At 50.5% G+C, this 22,430-nt stretch carries 17 protein-coding genes; all 17 read right to left on the reverse strand.

What is annotated here, in order from left to right:
- Nucleotides 1-10 precede the first annotated feature (10 nt).
- The 17 genes from CVT49_00130 to CVT49_00210 all read right to left on the reverse strand — a co-directional run bounded on the left by CVT49_00130 (nucleotide 11) and on the right by CVT49_00210 (nucleotide 22,353).
- A complete protein-coding gene (locus CVT49_00130; GenBank protein ID PKK84983.1) occupies nucleotides 11-940 on the reverse strand; it encodes a hypothetical protein in 930 nt (309 codons plus the stop codon).
- A 16-nt stretch (nucleotides 941-956) separates the two neighbouring features.
- Nucleotides 957-2,363, reverse strand: a complete 1,407-nt coding sequence (locus CVT49_00135; protein PKK84984.1) for a hypothetical protein — start codon at nucleotides 2,361-2,363, stop codon at nucleotides 957-959.
- 130 nt (nucleotides 2,364-2,493) lie between these two features.
- Nucleotides 2,494-3,420 (reverse strand): hypothetical protein, encoded by a 927-nt coding sequence (locus CVT49_00140; protein PKK84985.1) that lies wholly within the window; start codon nucleotides 3,418-3,420, stop codon nucleotides 2,494-2,496.
- Entirely contained in the window at nucleotides 3,417-5,087 is a 1,671-nt protein-coding gene (locus CVT49_00145) for a hypothetical protein (GenBank protein PKK84986.1), read from the reverse strand. The genes CVT49_00140 and CVT49_00145 overlap by 4 nt, the downstream gene beginning before the upstream one ends.
- Nucleotides 5,088-5,108: 21 nt before the next feature.
- Nucleotides 5,109-5,483 (reverse strand): hypothetical protein, encoded by a 375-nt coding sequence (locus CVT49_00150; GenBank protein PKK84987.1) that lies wholly within the window; start codon nucleotides 5,481-5,483, stop codon nucleotides 5,109-5,111.
- Between the two features lie 8 nt (nucleotides 5,484-5,491).
- Nucleotides 5,492-7,270 (reverse strand): hypothetical protein, encoded by a 1,779-nt coding sequence (locus tag CVT49_00155; protein PKK84988.1) that lies wholly within the window; start codon nucleotides 7,268-7,270, stop codon nucleotides 5,492-5,494.
- Between the two features lie 76 nt (nucleotides 7,271-7,346).
- Nucleotides 7,347-7,751 (reverse strand): hypothetical protein, encoded by a 405-nt coding sequence (locus CVT49_00160; protein PKK84989.1) that lies wholly within the window; start codon nucleotides 7,749-7,751, stop codon nucleotides 7,347-7,349.
- 30 nt (nucleotides 7,752-7,781) lie between these two features.
- On the reverse strand, nucleotides 7,782-9,209 hold the full coding sequence (locus CVT49_00165; protein PKK84990.1) for a hypothetical protein: 1,428 nt from the start codon (nucleotides 9,207-9,209) through the stop codon (nucleotides 7,782-7,784).
- 17 nt (nucleotides 9,210-9,226) lie between these two features.
- Nucleotides 9,227-9,667, reverse strand: coding sequence for a hypothetical protein (locus tag CVT49_00170; protein PKK84991.1), 441 nt, complete (start codon nucleotides 9,665-9,667; stop codon nucleotides 9,227-9,229).
- Nucleotides 9,668-9,689: 22 nt separating this feature from the next.
- Nucleotides 9,690-10,787 (reverse strand): hypothetical protein, encoded by a 1,098-nt coding sequence (locus CVT49_00175; GenBank protein PKK84992.1) that lies wholly within the window; start codon nucleotides 10,785-10,787, stop codon nucleotides 9,690-9,692.
- Nucleotides 10,784-12,238, reverse strand: a complete 1,455-nt coding sequence (locus tag CVT49_00180; GenBank protein ID PKK84993.1) for a hypothetical protein — start codon at nucleotides 12,236-12,238, stop codon at nucleotides 10,784-10,786. Before CVT49_00180 ends, CVT49_00175 begins: the two co-directional genes overlap by 4 nt.
- Nucleotides 12,239-12,493: 255 nt before the next feature.
- Entirely contained in the window at nucleotides 12,494-14,890 is a 2,397-nt protein-coding gene (locus tag CVT49_00185) for a hypothetical protein (GenBank protein ID PKK84994.1), read from the reverse strand.
- A 22-nt stretch (nucleotides 14,891-14,912) separates the two neighbouring features.
- Nucleotides 14,913-16,019 carry a hypothetical protein gene (locus tag CVT49_00190; GenBank protein ID PKK84995.1) on the reverse strand — a complete coding sequence of 369 codons (1,107 nt, stop codon included), beginning with the start codon at nucleotides 16,017-16,019 and terminating at the stop codon, nucleotides 14,913-14,915.
- A gap of 5 nt (nucleotides 16,020-16,024) precedes the next feature.
- Nucleotides 16,025-16,480: a hypothetical protein gene (locus tag CVT49_00195; GenBank protein PKK84996.1), complete on the reverse strand. Its 456-nt coding sequence runs from the start codon at nucleotides 16,478-16,480 to the stop codon at nucleotides 16,025-16,027.
- Nucleotides 16,477-17,697: a hypothetical protein gene (locus tag CVT49_00200; GenBank protein ID PKK84997.1), complete on the reverse strand. Its 1,221-nt coding sequence runs from the start codon at nucleotides 17,695-17,697 to the stop codon at nucleotides 16,477-16,479. The genes CVT49_00195 and CVT49_00200 overlap by 4 nt, the downstream gene beginning before the upstream one ends.
- Nucleotides 17,694-21,239 carry a hypothetical protein gene (locus CVT49_00205; protein PKK84998.1) on the reverse strand — a complete coding sequence of 1,182 codons (3,546 nt, stop codon included), beginning with the start codon at nucleotides 21,237-21,239 and terminating at the stop codon, nucleotides 17,694-17,696. Before CVT49_00205 ends, CVT49_00200 begins: the two co-directional genes overlap by 4 nt.
- Before the next feature lie 46 nt (nucleotides 21,240-21,285).
- Nucleotides 21,286-22,353, reverse strand: coding sequence for a hypothetical protein (locus CVT49_00210; protein ID PKK84999.1), 1,068 nt, complete (start codon nucleotides 22,351-22,353; stop codon nucleotides 21,286-21,288).
- Between the last annotated feature and the right edge of the window lie 77 nt (nucleotides 22,354-22,430).

Here is a 22,430-nt window from a genome sequence, read left to right on the forward strand (position 1 = left end):
TACCTGTTGCTTACTTGCTGATAGCCTGCTGTGTTTCTGCCGCCTGTTTTTCGAAGTGCTGATATTTCTCCAATGAGTAGCTGTTCCATTTCATGGGCACATAAATGGCCAGCAGGATGAAGATGATAATTATCAGCCCATAAAACAGGTAGGCCGGTTTGCGCTGCACGAGAGACAGACGAAAATAATTAAAGCTTTTGAACAATCCCTTGAATTTGCCCCACAACTCGGACAGGCTGGATTTTAGCCTGGCCCAGAAGCTGGTCGTGATTAAATAGTGCCATTCACGCAGATAATGATCGAAGGTCTTGTTTTTTTCGCTGAGTTTATTAAAGACGCCGATGCGCTGCAGCTGAAATTCGAGAGAATTGCGGTCCTTGACAAGTTGATCGCCCAGATCGAGCCGTCTCCGGCTCAATTCCAGAAGCTTATGATGCCCGGGAAGGGCGTCGAACTGCTCCGGGCTGATATCGGCCTTGGTGGCGCGGGCAAATTTGTTGATATAGCGCGAAATCTCTTTAAGGAAAAAGTCATTCAATTTCAGGTTATTATTCAGGCTGCCCTCGCGAAGGAGGATCGGCACCAGATGCTCCTCGAAAAAGGCGGCATCACGCTTGACGGGACGCAGGTCGCGGCAATAGAGATATGCCTGATTCGACGTACCATCGGTATCGGCCTCCGATTCGAAGAAAGTGATCATGACCTGGATGGTAAACTGCCTCAGGTCGGAGGAGCTGAGCGGCGACTGCTTAATCTTCTCGAGAAAAACGCGGTCAACATCGACCGCCTTGTCGCGCTGCTGGCGAAGCGCCTGAAAAACGGCAAAGATGCCGTTGTAAGTCTGGAAAAAAGCCTCGGTCTCGAACGCGGCGTAATTGGTTTCATAGATTTCGAGATACCTGAAGAGGTCCTGAATATATATTTTTATACTTTCCGACATAATTTATTTTCCAAAACTAAATCTTGTACACAATCAAATCCATTTTTCCCAATCCGGCAAGTTTTTTCGGGTTGCCGGTTCCACGAAATATGAGAGTACATTTCCGAACCGACGATGATTTAAGCATATCACGCGGGTGCAGCGCCACCTTGTTTCCAAAGGTGACAATATCGATATCGATCGGGTCGGTTTCGCCCAGACCGCGGGCCTCATTCATGCCCAGCCTGACCTGCATCGAGCGCCACTCAGCATCGGAATAAAGGTCCTTGTTGATCAGTATTACGGAATCATTGACAGGGCATGGTTCGGCAATCTGAATCTGGAGATAACTCAATTCGCCGACCTGTTCCATGCGACAGGCGGTATAGGCGAGATTGCGATAGGTTTTGCCGGCATAGGTCAATGTTTCGGTGGCAACGGCCTGCTCGCCAAGCTGCTCCGGTTTGGTCTGGGCCAGGAAGGCCATCATGCCGCGCAGGACGTTGAGAATGTTCTCGATCATACTAATCTGAGAACCGAGATCGCGATGATTATATTCCATCAGCAGGAAAGCATCGACCGAGGACATGAAGCGCCCCACTTCGGAATTAAGTTCCCTGGTGAAGAAACGCTCATTCAAGTAATCCTTGAGGCCGGGTCTAAGATTAAGAAGACTGGAAACGACCCGGAAAAGCCGTTTGAAATATATAACCATCATAATCGGATGCATGGCGTTGCGACCGACCATAAAATTATCGAGATTCGAGGCGAGATAGCTGACCATGTGATAGACGGTTTCCTTGAAGGCCTTCTGCAGAGTAGTCGAGGCGCCTTCAAGAGCCCCGGCGGCGGCCACCGCCATATAGGCGCGGGTGGAAAGCTTGAGAAGATTTTCCAGCCGGTTGCGGAAATCGACCGTCTTTTGAGCCAGCCGGTCATCGGCATTGATGGTAATGCAGGGCGGGAAATAATCGGGCGACGGCATAACCTCGCTGCCATTAATTGTCAATTCGGCCACCTGAATATACTGAATTTCGGGAAAAGGCGGATTTTTCCCAAGATGAACCGAATAATTTTGCATCTGGAACGGGACTCGCGGGATATCTTCGGACGAATCCGGGTCACCGGTCAGTTTCCTGGAGTCGGCATCGGCAGCAACAAAAACCGGGACCTGAGTTTCGGTAATATCGGTTTCGCCGGTGATTATCTCGGCGAGATTATCATTGACTTCAATAAAGTATCCGCCCGGCGTCAGCGCCTGGCAGCGTTTTATTTCGACACGCAGCCGGCTGCCGCTGACCGTTGCGATCAATGACAGAGCGGCTTCACCCGAAGGGGACTTTCTGACCAGCCCGTAATTATCCCCGGCATGCAGCGCATGCCAGCGGGCCAAAGATTCAAAATAGCTTTCCTGGTCCTTAAGATGCTGCTGCGTAATGAGCATCCCATCCTGCCAGTTAACCGAATATAAGTTCAATTTACCCATTGTCTTGCCTCGGATATAATAGGCCAATTATATATTTTACAATTTTCAAAGTCAAGGTTAATGGAATATATCTTTTCTCTCCAATCAATTATCTCTTGCCCGAAACAAAGGATGAATAGCCGAGATAGCAGTTTTTAGACTCTTTTCCGACATTTACTTTGCTTCGAAGGACATGGACTTTTATATGACTTTCCAGGTTCCCCGGCATACAGAAACCAAGAATCCATTCTATTTTTTTGCGCAAGGGCTTGCCCGGCAATAAATCGACGGCCTTCTCAGAAGGAACATCGCTGATTTCCAGTCGATACCCGGAATCCTGCTCCGAAAATCTTCGCCCGAGAATGGTTTCATGCGCCAGCCGGCCCGCTTTGGTGCCAAGGCGGTATCGAATGGTCTCGGGGATGTCAAATTCGGAAGTCACATTTTCAATTATTTTAAATTTATATCCAATTAGATAGGTCAATATTTTTTCGACAAAAACGGGATTTCCGGCCCAGAAATTAAACGGTGGAAGGGCGGAGAGCCAGAACAGCATTTCATTGATATCGGCCACATAATCGCCGGCCTCGAAACCAAACAGCAACAGCACTCTTTTAATATATTCGGGATCGACAATGCCGAAATCATATTTCAACTGATGCATGACGGCATTGGCCTTGCTCTTGACATAGGCCGATTCGAACGGGGCCATGAACCGGCGGGCGTTGTCATCCCAGCTTTGATCGGAGGCCCTGATTCCCTCGAGCCCGTAGAAGAACTGGTAGGGCATGTAATCCACGGCGCTGGACATCCCGATATGCAGGGCGACGCGGGTGTCTTTTTTGAGGGGGCTTCCGGATGCCGGTTCCTGGGAGAGGACTTCACCCTTATAATTTTCGTACTCGCCTTCGGCCAGCAGTTCGATATTGCCCAACTGGACGCCGAGCCTCATTAGCAGGACGATCGCCGTGACGTAATGGTACGGTGTGCGCCGGCTGCAAAATTCCGGCATTTTATTTATTCCGGATACTATCATTTCTTTTCAATCTTAATGGCAAACTGGGTATTGACCGGCGAACGTGATTTAAGGAAATTATTCAGCCTGATGCGAAGCAATTCGACCTCGTCATTCGAATAGAAATCATCGGCCTTAATTCCGATGGTAACGACGATACATCGCCTGACACCGTGATCGGTGCGCTCGACGCCGTTTTGGCACTCGGCCCTGAGAATGCGGGGATCAAAGGTCATGGCCCATCGGGAAATTTCCTGAAAGCTCAGGGCGCGGTCGCGGCTGCGCAGCCGGGCCGACACCTCGGTTAAAATCTGCTTGTCGGTCTTGGCCGGAATGGCCCCTTTGACCGGAAGAATGCTGGCCACCGAAACGATCCCGGGGTGGTTTTCATACAGCTCGGCTATTTTCCCGGCTTCAATACCATTGGCCTCGGTTCCGGCCGTCACCGAATAATTGATGGTGATGGAATCGGGCGGGAGGTCGATGCTGCCGGTAAAATCGAACCATAGAACCAAATGGTTGTTTTTCTCTTCCAGAGAATAAAATTTCTGCGACTGATCGGTGCTGATCCGGTGGCTGGGAATATATTCCCGGCCGTTGGAATCCACGACTTTCAGGATATCGAGAATGTTCGAGATATCTTCGGGCAGTTCGATTTCGACCAGTCGATTACCGCCGGTATGTTTAAAAAGAGTCAGTTCATTTTTGTTAATCGCCACCAGGCAATTGAAATATATTTCAAACGGCGACTGCATGGAATGTTTGTTGCCGCCTTCGGGAAGATCGATCCGTATCCAGTAAAAGCGGTCATCACCCTCTTCAATGGTGATACCGTAGTCCAGCATTCTGTCGTAAAGTTCTTTCTGAGGCGGGCCGACTTCCCAGGTCGAGACAAAAATTTCGGGCAGAAAAATAAAATGATTCTCGAGCGGTTTGAAAAGGTCGGCGCTGCTGCGCAGACCGCCCCAGTTGACCGGCCCGTTTTCGCGGTTGAAGAGCATCTCGATGCTGGTTGTCAGACCGGGGCAGAAGCCGGAGTCCTCATGGAAACGGCCCTCTTTACTTCCCGGATACCACTGTCCCCAGCGAAGCTGTTTGAGGGCGTCGGGAATGCCATTTATAAAAATATTTGCATTTTCGAAATTTTTCGCCGATCCGGCGTGATCGACGGCAAGATAAATTTGAGCCGTTTTCCCCCGGGGCAGCGAAACCTGCATGGTCGTATGGGTCGAGGTGCTTTCGACCGATGAGGGGGAGAGATCGACAATGGCGCCGTCTATTTTGAGATAAATATGTTTGACCTCAGCCGCGACCAGTTTTTCCTTGCGGTGCGGAGAGAAGAAAAATGTCTGTCCGCCATCGCGTTCCTCTTTATAGAAAAATCTGGTGTGCTGGTCGACATCGACCACCGGGTCGGTGGGGACACAGCGGACAACGGTGAAGGCGGGCACCGGCCATCGTTTGCTTTCCGGGCAGAGCGACCTGATGAGTGAGGTCGAGGCCTTCTCGTAAACCATATCGATTTTTTTATCGACGCGTGAAATCTGGGTTGAGTAGAGTTGCAGCAGAATCTTCAGGATGGGGTCCAGGCGCTCGGGTGATTCCGGGACCTCGGGATTCCACCGGCGTAATTCTCGATGCATTTCATTGAAGACCTGCTCCTGGGTACGAAATTTATTGTCTGCCATTGTACTCTTTCGCTGGGGCGGTTAGCCGATCGTAAAGGTTTCCTCAAATTTTTTCTCTTCACCGTCTTCCTGGAAAAGTCCGATCACCTTAACCGCTATGCCAAGGGCATGCAAATGGCTGGTATCGACGTTGACCAGCGTCACCGACACATTATACAGCCGTTTCTCGAACTTATCGATGGCATTGCGGATGCTGGCTCTGATATCGGCCTTGTTGGCGGTATATAGATCGGAGAATTCTTTTTCCCAGATATCACATCCATAGGAAGCATTGAACGGAAGGGTTCCCAGGCGGCTGCTCAATAACAGGCCGATTGACACGGAAATCGATTCATACAGGCCGGCTTTGTTCAGGTAGCCCTTTTTTAGCTGCAGCGGTAGTGCAAGATAATCCATTTATATCACTAATTAAGCTGAATCGGGTTACCCTTGACGGCAACCGTCGTTCCTTCAACATTAAGCATGGCACCGGCTTTAAGTTTCAAATTAGCGCTTCCTTCCACTTCGGCATTGGCGCCGGCTTTTGCTTTCAAATCCGACCCCGCTTTAAGGTTGAGCGCCTCCTGGCTCTCCAGGGTAAGATTTTTTCCTTTAATATTAATATCGCCCTTACTCTCGATAGTTATACTCGGCCCCGACATATCCATGACGATGGTATTGGAGCCGTCCTTGTTGACGATACTTATTTGCTCCTTGCCGTCTTCATCGTTAAAAACGATCTGGTTGCCGCTGCGGGTCATAAACATTTTGACATTATTCTTGTCGCCGCCGATATTCTTGGGCGGCATCGCCTGTCCATTATAGAGCGAACCGATGGCCACCGGGAAATCGGTGTCGCCATACTCATAGCCTATTAAAACCTCATCATCTATTTCCGGCAGACTTACCCATCCCCGTTTATCGCCGGCGTGGGGCACGGCCAGACGAACCCAGCGGACGATCGCATCATCGGTCCAGGGGAACTTGACTTTGATACGGCCCATTGCTTCGGGGTCGTTGTTGTCAACGACGACGGCGGTATGCAGGCCGGTAAAGAGCGGCTGTTTGAATGTTTTTCTTTCGGAAACTTCGACCGCTCCGGTATCGACGCCATCGCCGATTCTCATCATCGGCTGCTGTTCCGGATAGGCGGCGTCAATAGGAGAGCAGATAAAAGTATTATGATATTTGCCGCTCTCATCGAAGATATGATTGACGGCCTTGACCCAGTACATGCCGTCGAGCTTATCCATGCCCTTGATTTTGACACATTTCCCGACCATGACGCGGGGGACATTGGACTGACCGTGACACTTAACGATGCCGCCGAGGGCCCGGGATTTTTCGGTCTTCAGATAATTTTCGAGGGTTTGCCGATCGGCCACTCCCCTGGGGGAATCGGAATACCCGGCCTTCTTATAAATTTTCAGCGATGAATCAAATGATTTTTTCACCAGATCCGACGGGGCGACTTCGGGTTTCAAGCTGGTGGTATCCTGAGAATAAGATTTGGCATCTTCATAATTATAAACTTTGGACTCAAAGTCATAATGACCGGTACCGAGCCCCAGTCTGAAAACTCCCAGTGTCTCGCGCCAGATAAGCTCCTCGGCGTCGCCGCTTCCGGCCTTGGTCACTTTGAATTCCTTGCCGTTGTAATATGCGAACAAACCGTTCGTGACGGCCAGGCGGCAAATATATTCATAATCGGTTTCCATATACTGGGAATCGAATTTAAAGACGCCTTTGGTGGAGGCGACTTCTCCCTTGGTGATGGGGTAATTTTGAAGGATGGCCCCGATAATATCGGAAGCGCTTTGCTCGCTGAAGTACATATTGTGGCGCGCACCATCCATAGCAATGGTGGGGCTCTCGGCCCTGATAAGGACGGTATTGATACCGTCGATACTGTGATCGAGGCTGACCTCGGTCACCACACCGATAAATTCAAGCTGGCGACCCTTATCGACCAGTTCTCCGGTGGGAGTAATAACCACCGAGATCGATTTACCGAGAAAGGATGTGAAGGTCGAGGGATCATCGAATTCCTTGCCGCCCTCGCCCTTGCTCACCTGCTTGACCCGGACGGCCAGCCCGTGGTGGTTGTCGATGTACTGTTCCAGTCGGACGCTGGAGACATTGTGTTTAATCTCCTCGTTCTCGACCTTGACGGAACAATTTGCGGATGTCTGTAAAACTGTCATACTTATCCAATCCGCCGGTTAGTTATGAACATTTTCAGACCGGGCGGATTGCTCCGCCCGGCATTCGGTTTATATTCTATTCCTGCCAGCGGTTGTCGATATTGGCATCGCTTATTTTCACAACCTGGCATGAAATTTCGAAGCACTCCCAGATCTGCTCATCCGGTTTGTCCTTGATATGAGGACAATGCTCTTCATAAGCAGTGATAAAGCCGTCTTCCCAGGTCAGCTCTTTCATAGCAGCATCATCCGGGTTCTTGAAAGTCACCTTGCCGGCTTTCCAGTTGGGTTTGCTGGAGTCCATCGCCCAGCGGGCAATGTCGACGGTTTCGTCGGATTCTCTGACGATTCTTATGACACCGGCATGCGCGCGGTCGGAAGGACGACCGGTTTCGTCCTTGGCCGTATAGAGCGCATACGATACTTCATACACATTCCTGTAAACAACGCCGTCAATCTCAAGAGTTGGTCTTCTCGCCATGACTAATCTCCTTCCTATAGTTTATAGTGGCTACTTATCTTTGACATTGGTCTGATTGCCTTCATTCCAGGCCGTGAATTCGATGTTGAAAGTGCGCGCCGGATATTTCGGATTGAGCGACACTTTCAGATCGATTTCCTGGCGCTTGCGCATCTCTTCATCGGCGAAAATTTCGACCTTGTAATCCTGAAGGATATTATCGCCGCCGGAAATGGCCTTCATGAATTTGTCGATATCGCGTCGGAGGGTATCGACAAATTTCTGATCGATGACCGAGAAAGTCTGTTTATTAAGGTAATTCCGCAGCGTTTTGTAAACATAGTCATACGTTCTGCGGATTGAATACACATTGAAAGTTTCTTTGGTGAAGAGCGTCGAGGCGCCCATCGCCACCGCAGTGCCCTCGAAACTGACCATCGGATTGACGCCTTTTTCATTGATTTTCGAGGCATCGGGCTGATTGGCCTTGAAACGAAGATACTTGGCTTCGTTGATTTTGCCGTGTTTGAATCCGGCCATCGGCTGCTGCATACCGACAGTAACATCGCCCTGGTACATCTTGCCGGCGACGACGGCCGACGGCGGTATCCACATGTCGTCATCTTCATACTGGTTGGCCTCGCGGGCCATAACGTAGTTGGCGAACACGGAGACATACTGCTTGTACGCATCGATGCCGGGCAGGTTGGCATAGGCCGGATCTTCGAGCATTTCCATGACATCTTCGAACTTCTCGAAATTGGGAAGATCGGTCAGGACATGCAGTTTATTGGGCAGACCGAGCTGGCGGGCGATGCTGTCGATATTTTCGACACTTCCGGCCCAGCCGGGAATGACAGCCATGGCGAAGCATTCCTTGACGCTCCACTCGCGATACAGATCGGCCACCGCCTTGGAGACCTCTTCGAATTTCGCCTTGTCATCAGGGTCGGTCAACTGCTCCATACTGATGTTCGAAAAATATGAATTGACCTTCTCATCCGGTTCCGCCTGGGCGTTGGCGAAAAACTTGTCGATAGCGCGATAGGTGGTTTCAAGTTCGCGGCTGGCTTTGTGGACCTTTTTCATATTTTTGGCCAGGTTTTCTTCGAGCTTGGCCGACTTATCATTGATGGTTTTGCGGATATCGTCGACATTGTCGCTCTGCCCGAGGGCATTGACCCACAGTTTCAATCTTTCGGCCAGCAATTTGCGCTGAGTGGCGAAATCCTTTTTGGTCAGGAATTCTTTGCGCTGGAAATCCTTCTTCGGGTCGAGCCACTCGACGCCGCGGACCAGGTCGCCATCGGCGGTTTTAAACGACGGCAACAGAGCCGCCAGCTTGCCGAAATCGCCGAATGAATCCTTCAGTATGGATGCGAATTCATCATCGGAGACTTTCTCCATGACGACTTCTTCGGCGGCCGGCTTGGGTTGCGCTTCCTGCGGCTGCAATTTTTCTTTTTCTTCTTCTGCCATTACAAATCACCTCTTTTCTATTCGGTAAGAAGGTCAATATAGTACTTCGCCGCTTTCAGCAGCGCTTCCTTCTTTTCTTTGTCGGTCAGGGTTTTCTTGAGAGCGTTGTTTTTCTTCAACTGTTTGTCCAGATCGGCCAGCATTTCCTTGCTGTAGTATGTTTTCTGGAGATGGTCGTTGTTTTCGATCATCTGCTTGGGCGTGAAATCCTTCATTGCCTTGATTTCAAACTCGGCATTGATCGGTTCACCTTCGGTTGATTCCAACTCGGCTGAAAACGACGGCCGGAACTTTTCGAAGACATCCTTTAGGTTGTTGCACCGCACGGGTGCAACATCGGCCTCTTCGTTGTTGTTAAGTTTGGCCAGGTAAAGCAGCTTGTTGGACGGCAGAAGCTCAACCGGAATGGAATCGTCTTTCTTGATCCTTTCGGTTGCACCAAGAATAAATTTTGCCATTTATTCCTCCGTTTATTTTAGTTTAAGACTTTTCTTTCACTGTAAAGACATAAGCGTCGTCTTTGGCATCTATCATAATCTCATCGCCGGGGGAAACATTCCCGGTGATAATATCGACAGACAGTTTATTAATAATATCCCTTTCAATAGTACGCTGGATGGGTCGCGCCCCCAGTTCGATAGTGTAGCCGTCGTGGGACAATTTCTTCAGGGCATCATCGCTCAGCTGGGCTTTAATGTTCTGATCTTTAAGTAATACGCATAATTGCTTGAACTCCAGAGCGGCGATTTTCTCGATCTGTTCCTGAGTAAAGGTGTGGTAGATAATAATATCATTGAGCCGGTTGAGGAATTCGGGGCGGAATTTGCTGAACAGGAACCCGCGGACCTCCTCCATGTTGACCTCGCGTCCCTCGCGGTCGGCATCGAGAATCTTGTCGGCGGCGTAATTCGAGGTCAGGACGACGATGGTGTTGGAGAAATCGACCGTCCGTCCCTGCCCGTCGGTCAGGCGGCCGTCATCGAGCAATTGCAGGAGGACGTTGAATACATCGGGATGGGCCTTCTCGACTTCATCAAACAGCACTATCGAAAACGGTTTGCGGCGAACCGCTTCGGTCAGAATACCGCCGGCTTCATAGCCGACATATCCGGGCGGGGCGCCGATCATCTTGGCCACGGAGTGAGCCTCCATGAACTCCGACATATCCATCCGCACCATGGCATTCTTGTCATCGAACAGAAATTCGGCCAGCAGTTTGGGAAGATATGTTTTGCCGGTTCCGGTGGGGCCGAGGAAGAGAAACGATCCGACCGGGCGATTGGGCATTTTCAGGCCGGCGCGGGATTTCCTGATGGCGTTGGCAACGGCCTTAATGGCATTGGCCTGGCCGATAATTTTGCCCGAGAGAAATGATTCCATATGAATCAGGCGGTCCTTTTCGGCCGTCATCATTTTCGTGACCGGGATGCCGGTGCGGCGGGCGACGACGGCGGCAATATCGGCGCTCTCGATTTTGGATTCCAGCTTTTCGACGACTGTTTTCAAGGAGCCGAAGAGAGCCTTTTTCTCCTCGAGGGCCTTTTTCATTTCATCCGGTTTAAGTCTGTCTTTTCTCATTGGCTCGCTCCCGTCATAACTTCCACGCGATGACCCCAGTGTTCATGCAGGGTGTTGAACTGGCGCTCAAATCTATCATAAGCCTCATACAGTTTATCGAATTCGTCTTTGTCCTTCTCGGGATTCTTGCCCTCACAGGCGGCCAGCAGTTTTTCGACTTCCTCGAACTGCTTGGCAATGAGCGGAATCGATTCTTCCGCCATTTCTTTCTTGACGCCGAACTCCGAGGCGGCTTCATCGATAACATCGAGCGCCACATCGGGCAGGTTGCGTTCGCTCAGATAGCGCTGAACCAGTTTTACGGCACTGGTGACGGCGTCATCATCGAATTTGACTTTATGATGGTCCTCATATTTTTCGACAACACCCTTGAGGATAAGCACGGCATCATCAAAGTCGGGTTGTTCGACTTTGATTCTTTCGAAACGGCGATCAAGCGCCTTATCTTTCTCGAGGTACTTGGTGTATTCTTCCTCGGTCGTGGCGCCGATCAGGCGTATCTGGCCGCGCGCGAGGGCCGGTTTGATCAGGTTGGCAGCATCCATTCCACCGCCGCCGCCGGCTCCGGCGATGGTGTGGATTTCATCTATGAAAAGAATGGTCTTGCCGGCCGATTTGACGACATCACCGACGAGCGCCTTGAAGCGCTCTTCGAATTCGCCCTTGTACTTGGCGCCGGCGACCATCGCCCCCATATCGACCTCCATGACGCGGACGTCCTGAAGCACCCTGGGGACCTTTTTGGCCACGACTGCCTGGGCGAAACCCTCGACGATGGCCGATTTGCCGACTCCGGCTCCGCCGACCAGCACCGGGCTGTTCTTTCGGCGGCGCAACAGGATCTGAATGGTCTGCTGCAGCTCTTTTTCACGCCCGATCATCGGATCGTATTCACCGGCCGCGGCCAGGTTGGTCATATCGACACAGTAGCGCAGCGTCTTGGAGACTTCCTTCTTACCCTCGGCGGGCGCTTCGCCCTCTTTGGCCGGTGTGCCGGACGCGATTTCCTCGACTGCCTTGCTTTCGGCAATGGCCCGATAGATGGCTTCTTTCTGTATGTCGAGCTTGTCGCGGACATACGCAGACAGCGCCGAGTTGGGGTCGAAGACGGCGATCAAAAGATGCTCCGGTTCGACCACAGGATCATACAGTTTGTTTTTCTCTTCAATGGCCCGTGAAAGAACCGTCTGCACCGCCGGTGAGATAGTCAGATTTTCTCGTGATACGGAGCGGCTCGACTGGTCCTTGAGATAGATCTCAACAATCGATTCGACGAATGATGGACTTTTTCCGAGCTGATTGAGAATTGACTCGACTTCGCTGGCTTCATGACGCACAATCGCCATAAGAAGATGTTCGACCTCGATTTCGGGATGTTTGAAAGCGGCCGCCACTTCCTTGGCGTTTTTGACAATGGCTCGCGAATCCGAGGAATAGCTGGCAATATCCATAAGCTACCCTTGATCTTAAAGATTAAGAGGGGTCAGATTATCTATAATTATTTTCCTGCAAAATTCCTGACTTGAATGATACGTGCCCGCTCATTAAAAGTCAAGATAATTTACATCAACTAACCTCTTGTCCCACAATAAAATATTTATCGGCAAACGATGCGGTTTATTTAGCCATAAAACCTGTCAAATCAGTTTCTTCATAGAGGAACCGGCTCGATTCGCTGTTTAAATCAAGTCCGCACCTTTTTATGTCTATGTCCATGAGGGCATTCGGCCCCATTCATCGCTTTCGAAATCATAGTCGCGCCAGCGATTAATAATCACCGCCGTACCGGTATGCTCGACCAGCCGCTCCAGATGGAAGGCTCTATCTCCATGGGGGACGGTAAATTCACGGTGCCCGAAGGGCAGGCAGCGAATCCAGGCCTCGCCGGTGGTGGCGCTGCTGGTTACCCCAAGATTTAATTTAATAGTGTGTTTGCCGCCTTCGGTGACGACCTGCACATTGGCTCCCGTTATGATACTGGCGCCGGTCTGCCTGACAGTGAGGCGGGTATAATGTCGGCGCTGTCGTGAAGGAAATCGAAGGTTGAAAGATACCCGGCTCTGCTGCCCGGCGCTGTTGCCGAACTGCCCTCGAAATTGAAAGATCGCCGCATCAGGCAGGAATTTGGTATCAATTTCGATTGCGACAACATGAACAATTGTATCATGGGTATGTTTAACATCAAATTTATGCAGCAGATTAAGAAGCGACCCCAGCATGCGGTCGACCCCGGCATCATCATCGGTCCAGCGATTGAATGCTGTCACGGCCCAATCGGGCTGACCGGTCGATCCGCGGGGATCGGTACCCCAGATACTGTATTCCACAAACAGCTCAAGATCGCTGTCGGTAGCCAGAAGCACGATAATGGCGCCGACAGACCCGACAATAGCGACGGCGGCTCCGACCGGGCCGCCCAGGGTGGTGCCGGTGGCGACAAGATAGCCAATTTCGGTCAATCCGGCAGCTATGGCCAAACCGTGACCGAGGGCGGCATCATAATCATCGACATTGATGCGCGCGGCAAAATCCCGCGAATTGCTGATGACATCAATCATATTCTTTATCGCGCTGGCTTTGACGGCGATAGCGGCCGCCCCACGGCTGTCGGCCAGATCGGTCAGGGAATCAAGAGCCGCAGTGAAAGTTGAGGTGGTAACTTCGCCGGAAAAAACCGCCTTAAGGCGGCCAAGCCGACCGGCCCAGCTGAAAGTCTTGTTGATGCTGCGCATCGTCCGCACGGCGGTTCCGGTTCGCCGGACACTGGCCGGCAGCTGATTCAAGGCACGACGGTCGCCGTCAAGAGCCTGATTGAATGCTTCCCAGGTCATATTGCCGGCAGTATGCTCGGTGACAAGATGATAGGCTCTTGATTCGGCTACGCCGATGGCCAGTTTAAGGTAATCCTGAGTTCCCATGACCTGGTTCCAGGCGTTGGCCGTGGCGCTCTCCGACGCATTTCCCTGCCGCCGGGAGGTTTTGAAAAAGGTGGCCCAGGCGCTTTCATTGGTCGAATTCCCCGCCGAATCATTGAAATAATATGACAGCAAAATATGATCGCCGGCGATGGAGGCCAAAGGCGCGACTATTTGCAGCCAGACAGCGCCATCGGGACGGACATTTCCGGCCCGGTGCTCCATCAGGCCCCGTTCGAGATTTGTCAAAATATTGTGATTGAGAAAATTATAAAGATTGTCGATAAATTTCGCCTTGCGGTGGCCGTAATTGGCAAAACGATCGAAGGCCGAATTAAGCCGGGAGCGGTTGGCGTCATTCTGCAAACTGCTTTCGCTGTCAACCAATTGCTTGACCATGCAGGCCAGAATGCCGCGCTTGCGCAGCCTTGATTCGAAGCTGCTTAATCGGGGATGGGTTTCGCGGGCATCAACCACGCTCATGAGATGGGTATGATAGGAGATGACATCGACCGAATGAGCGATAATATGCGCCGGATCGAAAACATATATATCAAGATCATATGCGGAAACGCCGCCGGACGGCTGCGTCATTTCCAGACGGCAGAATGTCTGCGCGCTTGTATAAAAACTTCCCGTGAAAATATTTTCAATCGATTCGGTCGAGAGACGGCCGGGCAGGGCAATGGCAATAGTATGGGACAGATCGCCGCGATCCATGGTGAAATAAGCTTCCGTGGAAGAATCGGTCCTGACCGCCCGCAGCGCTCCCGCATCCGGCCATTCGTACGTATTTGTCGTCCAGTCATTGGCTCCGCGATATTCCAATTCAGTGACCTTGTCGCGGTTCCGGGTTCCGGAAGTAAAAAGATATATAAACCGGCCATAGGCCGAGGATTCAAATGAGCGGTACTGGGACGGAATGCCTGACGGGTTGGAGACATTGAACAGGATGTTAAGGTTGTCGGGGGTGGTCGGGTCGATATAATAAAAATCCCCGTTACGGCCGTTGAACAAACCGCTCAGGAACGAGAGGAAACCGTCTTCCAGATTGGCGCCGATATTCTGATATATGACATAATTATAGCGACGGAAATGCAGCCGGGCATGGTTCCTCATGACGGCTGTCCGAGAACCGCCCGATCCCATCGCGGCACTTCCATCAGGTCTCACATCATGACGGCACATTTTCCCCTCGTTTCATTAATTCCTATCCCTGCAATGGCTCTTCCTCTTCGAGACCGCCGCCACCTCCGCCGAAATCGGACGAGCTCCGGCTTTCGGATCTGCCCTCAAAACTGTCCGGCGCCTCGTCGCCCTCGGACTGTGATCCCTCGGCCTCATCGTCTTCATCTTTTTCCCGGGTAACCTGACCATCATCGGGACTGCGGCGGGCCGCGGCTTTATCCTCCGGCGGAGGAGCATCCTTCACATCAAGCTGAGGATAGATATCCTTATAAGTTATGACAAACTGACCCGGCGGGACATTTTCGACCTTGACTTTGCCCTCGCTGTTTAGTTTACCGGTTTGCGTGGCGCCATCCGGCATTTTAATTTCGAAGTCAACATTGGGTACCGGCCGGCCATTGACATCCAGCAGTTCGATCTCGATCCAGTCTTTGAATTCGAGCAGTTTTGATTCCTGGTCTTTGCCGAATTTGAGACCATCTATTTCGATGACAAAGAAATACTCGGGCGGGTTGTAGTTGTTGCCGTATCTCTGCAGTTCTTCTTCAGAAGCGATTTCATCGGTATCTTCGTGATACTCATATTCCCATTTGACTTCGATTTTGTCATCGGCGACGGTTGCCGGAAACTCGGTGATTTTGTCATGTATTTTATCGCGGTCGAATTCATAGATGGTGATTTTGACTTCGATCCCGCTGACGACACCCTTGATATCGGCCGAAAGGGTCAAAATATCGCCCCGGCGCGCTTCGGCGGCACTCCATTTCATATTGATAACCTCGATCGGGGGCAGAATCGGGACCGTATTGGATTCGCCATTGATACCGGCCTTCGATATATCGACCTCGAAATAAGCATCGTCGCCGATTTTGGCGTCTTCATCGATGTCAATCTCGCCGATAAATTTATTATTTTTGATTTTGCCGTCGAGCTTGCCGATTTTTTTGCCGCTGCCGCTTCGACCGGTAATCTTTACCGCCGTGCCATTGCCGACAAATGAGGTCAGAACTTCAACCTGCGCCTTCTGCCCGGCATGCACCGCCCCGTATCGCCAGGAGGCCGAAATCAGGTAAGAGGTGAGCTTTATTTCATGCTCGGTGTCGGTGGCTTTGTTGTACTTCAGATCCATAACTTTTATTCTTCATCCGGCAGGTCAAGCGGCCGGAAGGAGTTAATCATCTGTTCCACCTGCATGGCGATGGTCTTCAAGGTTTTCTTCGTGAAGTCAGACGAAAAAGTGTAGCCGATGCCGTCGATGATCATAAATACTTGTTTCTTGAAAATGACTTTATTATCGGTCGGAATCCATCGATAGACGAATTCATGCACCAAAATACCGTTCGCCAGTTCTTTCTGTTCATCCTTGAGCACCTCGATGCTCTGCATGGTATCGACCACGTTATCGATTCGCTCGCGGGCGAATTCCTCGAGACCGTAGCTCCCGGCATCCTTATCGACGATAATGGTCACCATATGCTGCAGGCCGCTGTCATCGGGGCCCATGAAGGTATGCACGGTCTGATCCTGCCATTCATCGGGCAGGTTGATCTTAAACAGGATTCTTTTCTTACTCATGGCTCCCCCGATCAATCGATCCTTAACAATTCGAAGGCGGTCGCTATATAGACATGCCCCTGCGCATCGACAACGGGCGGGGTGACAATATCATGATCGAACAGCAAACCGTAAATTTTCTTTCCCGAAGCATCGGCCCGGTAAAGCGTGTTCTTTGCCGTTATCAGCACGGAACCATCGGCCAGCGCGGTGCAATGGTCAATGGTGCGCTCTTCGATGGTGAATTCACGAATGAGCCGGCCGTCTTTGACGGTTTTCAGCGTTCGCCCCGCCGGAACATGAATCAGGCCGTCGAGGCCGACCACCGGGGGCTGTTTGGATAACACTTCGGCTATGCCGCCGTCGATTTTGAACCGCCACTTTTCGGTTCCATCCGGAGCCAGGGCAACCAGGATTGCCTGTCCGTCATCATTGCCGATGAGATAAAGGGTGCCGTCGATGTCGGCACTTCCGGAATAAATTAAAGGAAGTGGCAATACGAGGCGTGATTTCTCGCCCCCTGTTCCGGCATCGATAAAAATGATTTCATTGGTGAAAACGACAACCAATCCAATGTCCGCCATATACAAAGGAGCGGCTGACTGTATGCCGTCAAATCTGTTTTGCCATTTGGGGAGGATGTCACCGTAATTGGCAAGCTCGACAAAAATTTCGGGTTTGAGATTTTCAGGGCCACCGTTAAACTGTATGACGGCGATAAAATCACTCTTGCCGGCGATCAGCATCGAAACGTTATAATCCTTGTTATTGGCATTGGGAAAGTCGGCTTCTTCCAGTGTGATTTCTCCTTTGATATTAAAGGCGGTCAGCCAGAATTTCGGATCCTGTGTGAAAAGGAATTCACCGGCGACCCCCAAGGGAGCTCCATAATTTTTTTTCTGCTTAAAAACGAATTTCCCCTGTCGGGAATAAACCTGAATCCCATCCATGGTCTCCAGGACTATATTGTCATTCCAGATAAGCGCGGCGTGCGGGATGACACCTCCCGGCAAATCCAATGGTGTTTGCCATTCGATAACGCCGCCGGTGTTTGAGACCACCGGTATAAATGAACTTCGTCTGGGATTTCCGAAATAAGTCGGGCATATTTCTGCACTCATTATTTCTCCTTTTTGTGCGGACGTTTGCGCCTGACGACCGGGCGACTCCGCCCTGCAGCCATTGGATAACAGGCCGAATAAAATGGTCATCAGGATAAGACCGCACTGGCTGAAATAAGTTTTCAAGCTCATGTTATATCTATAATATCAAAATTATTAGCAGCACCTGTTTTACTCTTGATCCAGGTCTTAAGTTTATTAAAATCTTCTTTTTTCAGATCCTTGGCTCTCTCGTGAACGCTGACAAGAAATTTTCTTTGCTCGATGGCGGTTTCTTTGTTTCCAAAAATGCGGCGGATAATTCTTTTCTGATCGACATTATTCCCGACTTCAAGCGCGAGGCTGTTAACATCAAAGGGAGCCGCCAGGGCGCCGGTGGCTTCGAATTTCCGAGTGCCGTCTCTGGTGACGGTAATTTTTACATGCGTATGGCCGTTAACATAATTCGTTGTCGTGACCTTAGGAGGATTGGTGTTGTGCCTGAAGGTACTCAGATACTTCCAGCCGCCAAGATCCAGCTCGACTTCATAGAATGGAGCGAAGCGGATAAAAGTATTTCTGAAATCTTTCTCCTTCTGCGCAGTGGCGCCGGAGCATTCCAATCTGAATTTTTTGTTCAACATCGTATCCAGACGGCGGTTGAAAGCGGTCAGCCAGGTCGCAAAATGATGTGTTTCCTTACCGGTGACGTCGGTGGTGATCCATTTCTTATCATCGGTATTGCCGCCGTCGACGAATTTAAACAGCAAGAACGGCCTGACAATCAGCATACCACCGTATTTTTGACCGTTGGTGATGATATTGGCAAGTTCATCATCGCCCAGCTTATATAAGAGCAGGTCGGATACGGCATTGTTGCCGAAGGAAAACCTGGTTTCATCATAAGCCGCCTTATAAATATTTCGGTATTTGTCGTCAGTCAGTTCGAATTCAAGAGTGTTGAAGGAATCACCCTTCAGGATGATTTGAAATTTTGTCCCTTTTAAGAACGCATTTAATTCGCCGCCCAATTTCGAGGCATCATTAAGCCAGTTTAAATGGCCCCAGAAATGACGCATTCTGAGGGCGTGATTCGAGAGCATCAGCGAAAACTCGTCGATTACGTAGGGCATTCCTTCATAGTACTGTTCGTATCTCATGCATGGATCGCACAACATCAGGCTGTATGCGTAATCATCGTCAAGGCCGGAGGCGTGGGTAAACTCATGGGCGACCGTCAAGCGCTTGGTTTTAGTACTGTCGTAATCATCCTTGGTATTGAGCGGATCATCGGGATCTCCCGGGGCCGAGTTATAATGTTTATTCTCCTCCTTATAGGCGGAATGGCGCAATTGCCCTGAAGTATTTCCCATATTACTGCCTTCGCTGTCTTTAACGAGAGATACCAGGCACTTATGGGAGCCGCCTCTTTTTACGACAGTAGCGCCGTCCTTATAATCCTGCTTGGCCACAAAAAGCGAAAGCGGCTTTATAATAATATCTTCGGATCCGTCAAACTTTTCATATTGATAATCCTTGACCCCGGCTCGATTGGTGGCGTTTATCAATCCTTCCTTGATATAATTATCCTTGTCGTCGGGGTCTATCCCTCCGGTTCCGAAAGCAAACCGACATGACCAGTACAAAATCAAGGCCGCATAAATTTTGCTGTTGTCATAGTCATAGTCGCAGTTATGAAGATAGAGCAATTCGAAATTACCGGCGCCATTGCAGCAGTAAGCTTTGTCATAGTCTTTCCTGGCACCATCGAAGCCGCTGACGGGCCGGGTGCAACTGTAATCGGAGCCTTTTATGATTGATGCCGGAGACGGCTTCTTATGTATTATCGTGGCCGCGCGAGCGCCAAGAATATGACCCTTATTGAAATCGAAGCCGGCGGCCTTCGTCGTGCGTCGGTCGCAAACGTCATAGAAATCATTACAAAATATGACAATACGGCAGGGGGGATGAAACTTTCCATCGGCGTTGCACAGATTATCGTATATCAGGTTCTTCTTATAACCATCCTTCACATCGCTGAAAAACGGTTCATCATCCTTCGGTTTATGCACCTTCACCTTGAATTTGTCCTTGTTATCCAGATAAAGAAGCGTCACCCGCGAATCTTTGGATAAATCCTCGGCATTATCGGTATCATTTTTATCTTTTATATTTTGCAGGCTGTTTTTATCCACCAGGACGAGATCATCGAGAGAAAAGACCAGCGGCTTGTCGAGGGCGGTGTTTTTGCTTCCAAACGGCTTATAATTGGCAATAATGGTATCGTATTTATCGCCGGCATCTTCCTTGCCCTCATGGCGGGTGAAATAGTTGCGCGACGACCAATCGGCGGGAAGGTCATAGTATTTCATCCGCTCCTTGAAATCCATGGCGGCGATTTCGGCATCTGTCTTTTCGACCATTTCAGGCGAATCATTCTTGCTTTTGGTGTAAATCCACTGCCGTTTCTTTCCATCGGGACTCTTGACCGTGTTGAACGTAATAAAAGCTTTGTCCCCTTTCTTCAGGCCCAGGACGCCGATGGTATATATGCCTTCACTATAACCCGTTATCGATTTGAGGGGCTCTGTCTCGTTTTTTTTGAAGACTTTGATCACCAGGCCGTCAGGAACTCCCTTGACTTCATTCAGGATTCTGTCGTAATAGGAAAACTTAAGATGAAAGATATCGGAATTGATATAATCAGGGTCGACATATTTGACATCCATGTGCTTGTCGTACCAGAGCGGACATTCGGCGGCGGTATGCTTCTTGTCTATGTGCAGGGGACAGTTGATTTTGTCGGGGGTTTCTTTCTCGTTAAAGAAAAGAATTTCGACCCGGCGATTGCGTTGTGAGCGGTAATTGCTCTTGTCCGGTTTCTGGAGCGGGAAAGATTCACCGCAGGCGACATAAGGCTTATTCCTGTCAACAAACCGTTCCCGGATGCGTTTGGGGCGCATCAAATCCAGGCTTTTGTAGTCTGTTCCCAAAATCTTGCACATTTCGTCGATATACAGGTCATAGACCGCTTTCCAGGCTATTTCCGGCCACTTATGCGTGGAATCATCATTTATCTTCCGGGCGAGATCAAGCGGCAGATTTTCCGGAAAGGCATCGGTTGTTTTCGGATCGGCGTGTAAGTTGCGATAGGCAATAAAAAACTTTTCATCGGCGGCGTTGGTTTTTTTGCCGAATTTATTATCAATGCTGCCCGGGTCGCAATCCCAGCCGGGACGAAGGGCAAAAAATTTCATAATCTGCTGATAATCTTCCACCTTATGCTGGCCGTAGCAGTTTTTGGCCCAGTTGTCCCGGTCACCATTTAGCAGGTAGAGAGCGCTTTTGGCGCGCTTGTCGGACAACTTAAAATTGGGCTCGACATCGCCCGAGGTATCGGTATGAGCGGCTATCAGGATTTTTTTGCGGGGATCGAATTCATATTGCCGGAACACAACGGCCAGGGCGCGGATTCCGGAAAGTTTTTCCTGTTTGGCCTTAAGTTGCTTGTCGGATGCTCCCTGCGAAGAACTTTTCCCGGCCGGTGCGGAAGGAAGCATAACGGCGCTGTTGAGATGATAGAGGACATCTTCCATCTCCAGAATTTCCACTTTGACCCGCTGGGCCTGAAAAGATACCAGACTGTGGGAATAAGCGATATTCTTGCCGAAAAGTCTGCTGAGAAAATTTTTCATCTAATGAAGTTGTTGTGCGGCGGCCAATAATCCCGATACTGAAGGATTATCCGCTGCTTTTTTTAATATCAAATGAGACTTTTACCTGTCCCGGGGGCACTTTTTCCACTTTGGCATAACCTTTATTATCAAGGGTGCCTTCCTTGATAGCGCCATTGGGCAAAAAGACCTTATAGCCCGCTCCTTTAATGGGATTGCCGTCCTCATCCTTAAGTTCCAGTTCGATATAATCTTTGATTTCGAGGATTCCGGAACGGGTCGAAATGCCGTCGGCCGTCACCCGAAAGTAGAAAGAGGGGCCGGAATAGCCGCCTTTTCCTTCCTTTGCGGCCTGCAAATCTATAAATTTTTTATCGATCTTGAGCGCCCATTCTTCTTCAATTTTGTCGCCGTCAACCTTGGATTCAACAGTTCTCAAAAGGCGGTCAGCAAAAGGGCCGGAATCTTTGACAAATATTTCCAGAGTAGCTTTGGTTCCGGACTTAATACCGGCCACCTGGGCCTTCATTTTGACGGTATCTTCAACCTCGGCCGTCTTTTTCGACCACTCCGCCTTGACGATTGCTTTCAGCTCGATTTCGTAATTACCTTCTTTAATGCCGCTTTTCTTGATGCGGCCGGCCAGCGGGGCCTTGGATTCCTCACCGTCCGGCGACTTGACGGTATATTGAACGCCGGTAATCGGATTGCCGCCCTTGTCGGCGAATTTGACATCCAGCTTGTGGCCCTCTTCGGCTTCACTTCCCTTGGATTCGGCTTTGGCGGCTTTTTCACCGCCGGTTCCGCCGCCGCCACCGCCGCCACCGCCGGAACCGACCAGAACGGTGGGACATCCGGCAATAATGGTGGCCGGGGGGCCGCCGGAACAGATAGCGGTATCGCCGACAACCGCAATCGGCTGGCCGCCGACCAGGACCGAAACACCGGTGGCAATAATCTGGCCGCCGACATGGGGGATGGGTGGAACGGCCGGTGTCTGCATCGGGCAGACATGCATAGCATTCATCTGGGCGGCCGGCTGACCGCCGATTAACACCATCGGGACACCGGGCGGCATAATAACTCCGCCATGTGCGGTCTGGTCGCCGACTCTTGCGGCCGGTTTTCCGGGCATAGTAACTCCTTGGTAATGTCAGCGGCAATAGCGCTGCTTGCTAAAATATAAACATATACTAAAGGCCAAGTCAATAA

The organism is candidate division Zixibacteria bacterium HGW-Zixibacteria-1, from assembly GCA_002838945.1.
In the GTDB taxonomy this organism is placed as follows: Bacteria; Zixibacteria; MSB-5A5; order GN15; family PGXB01; genus PGXB01.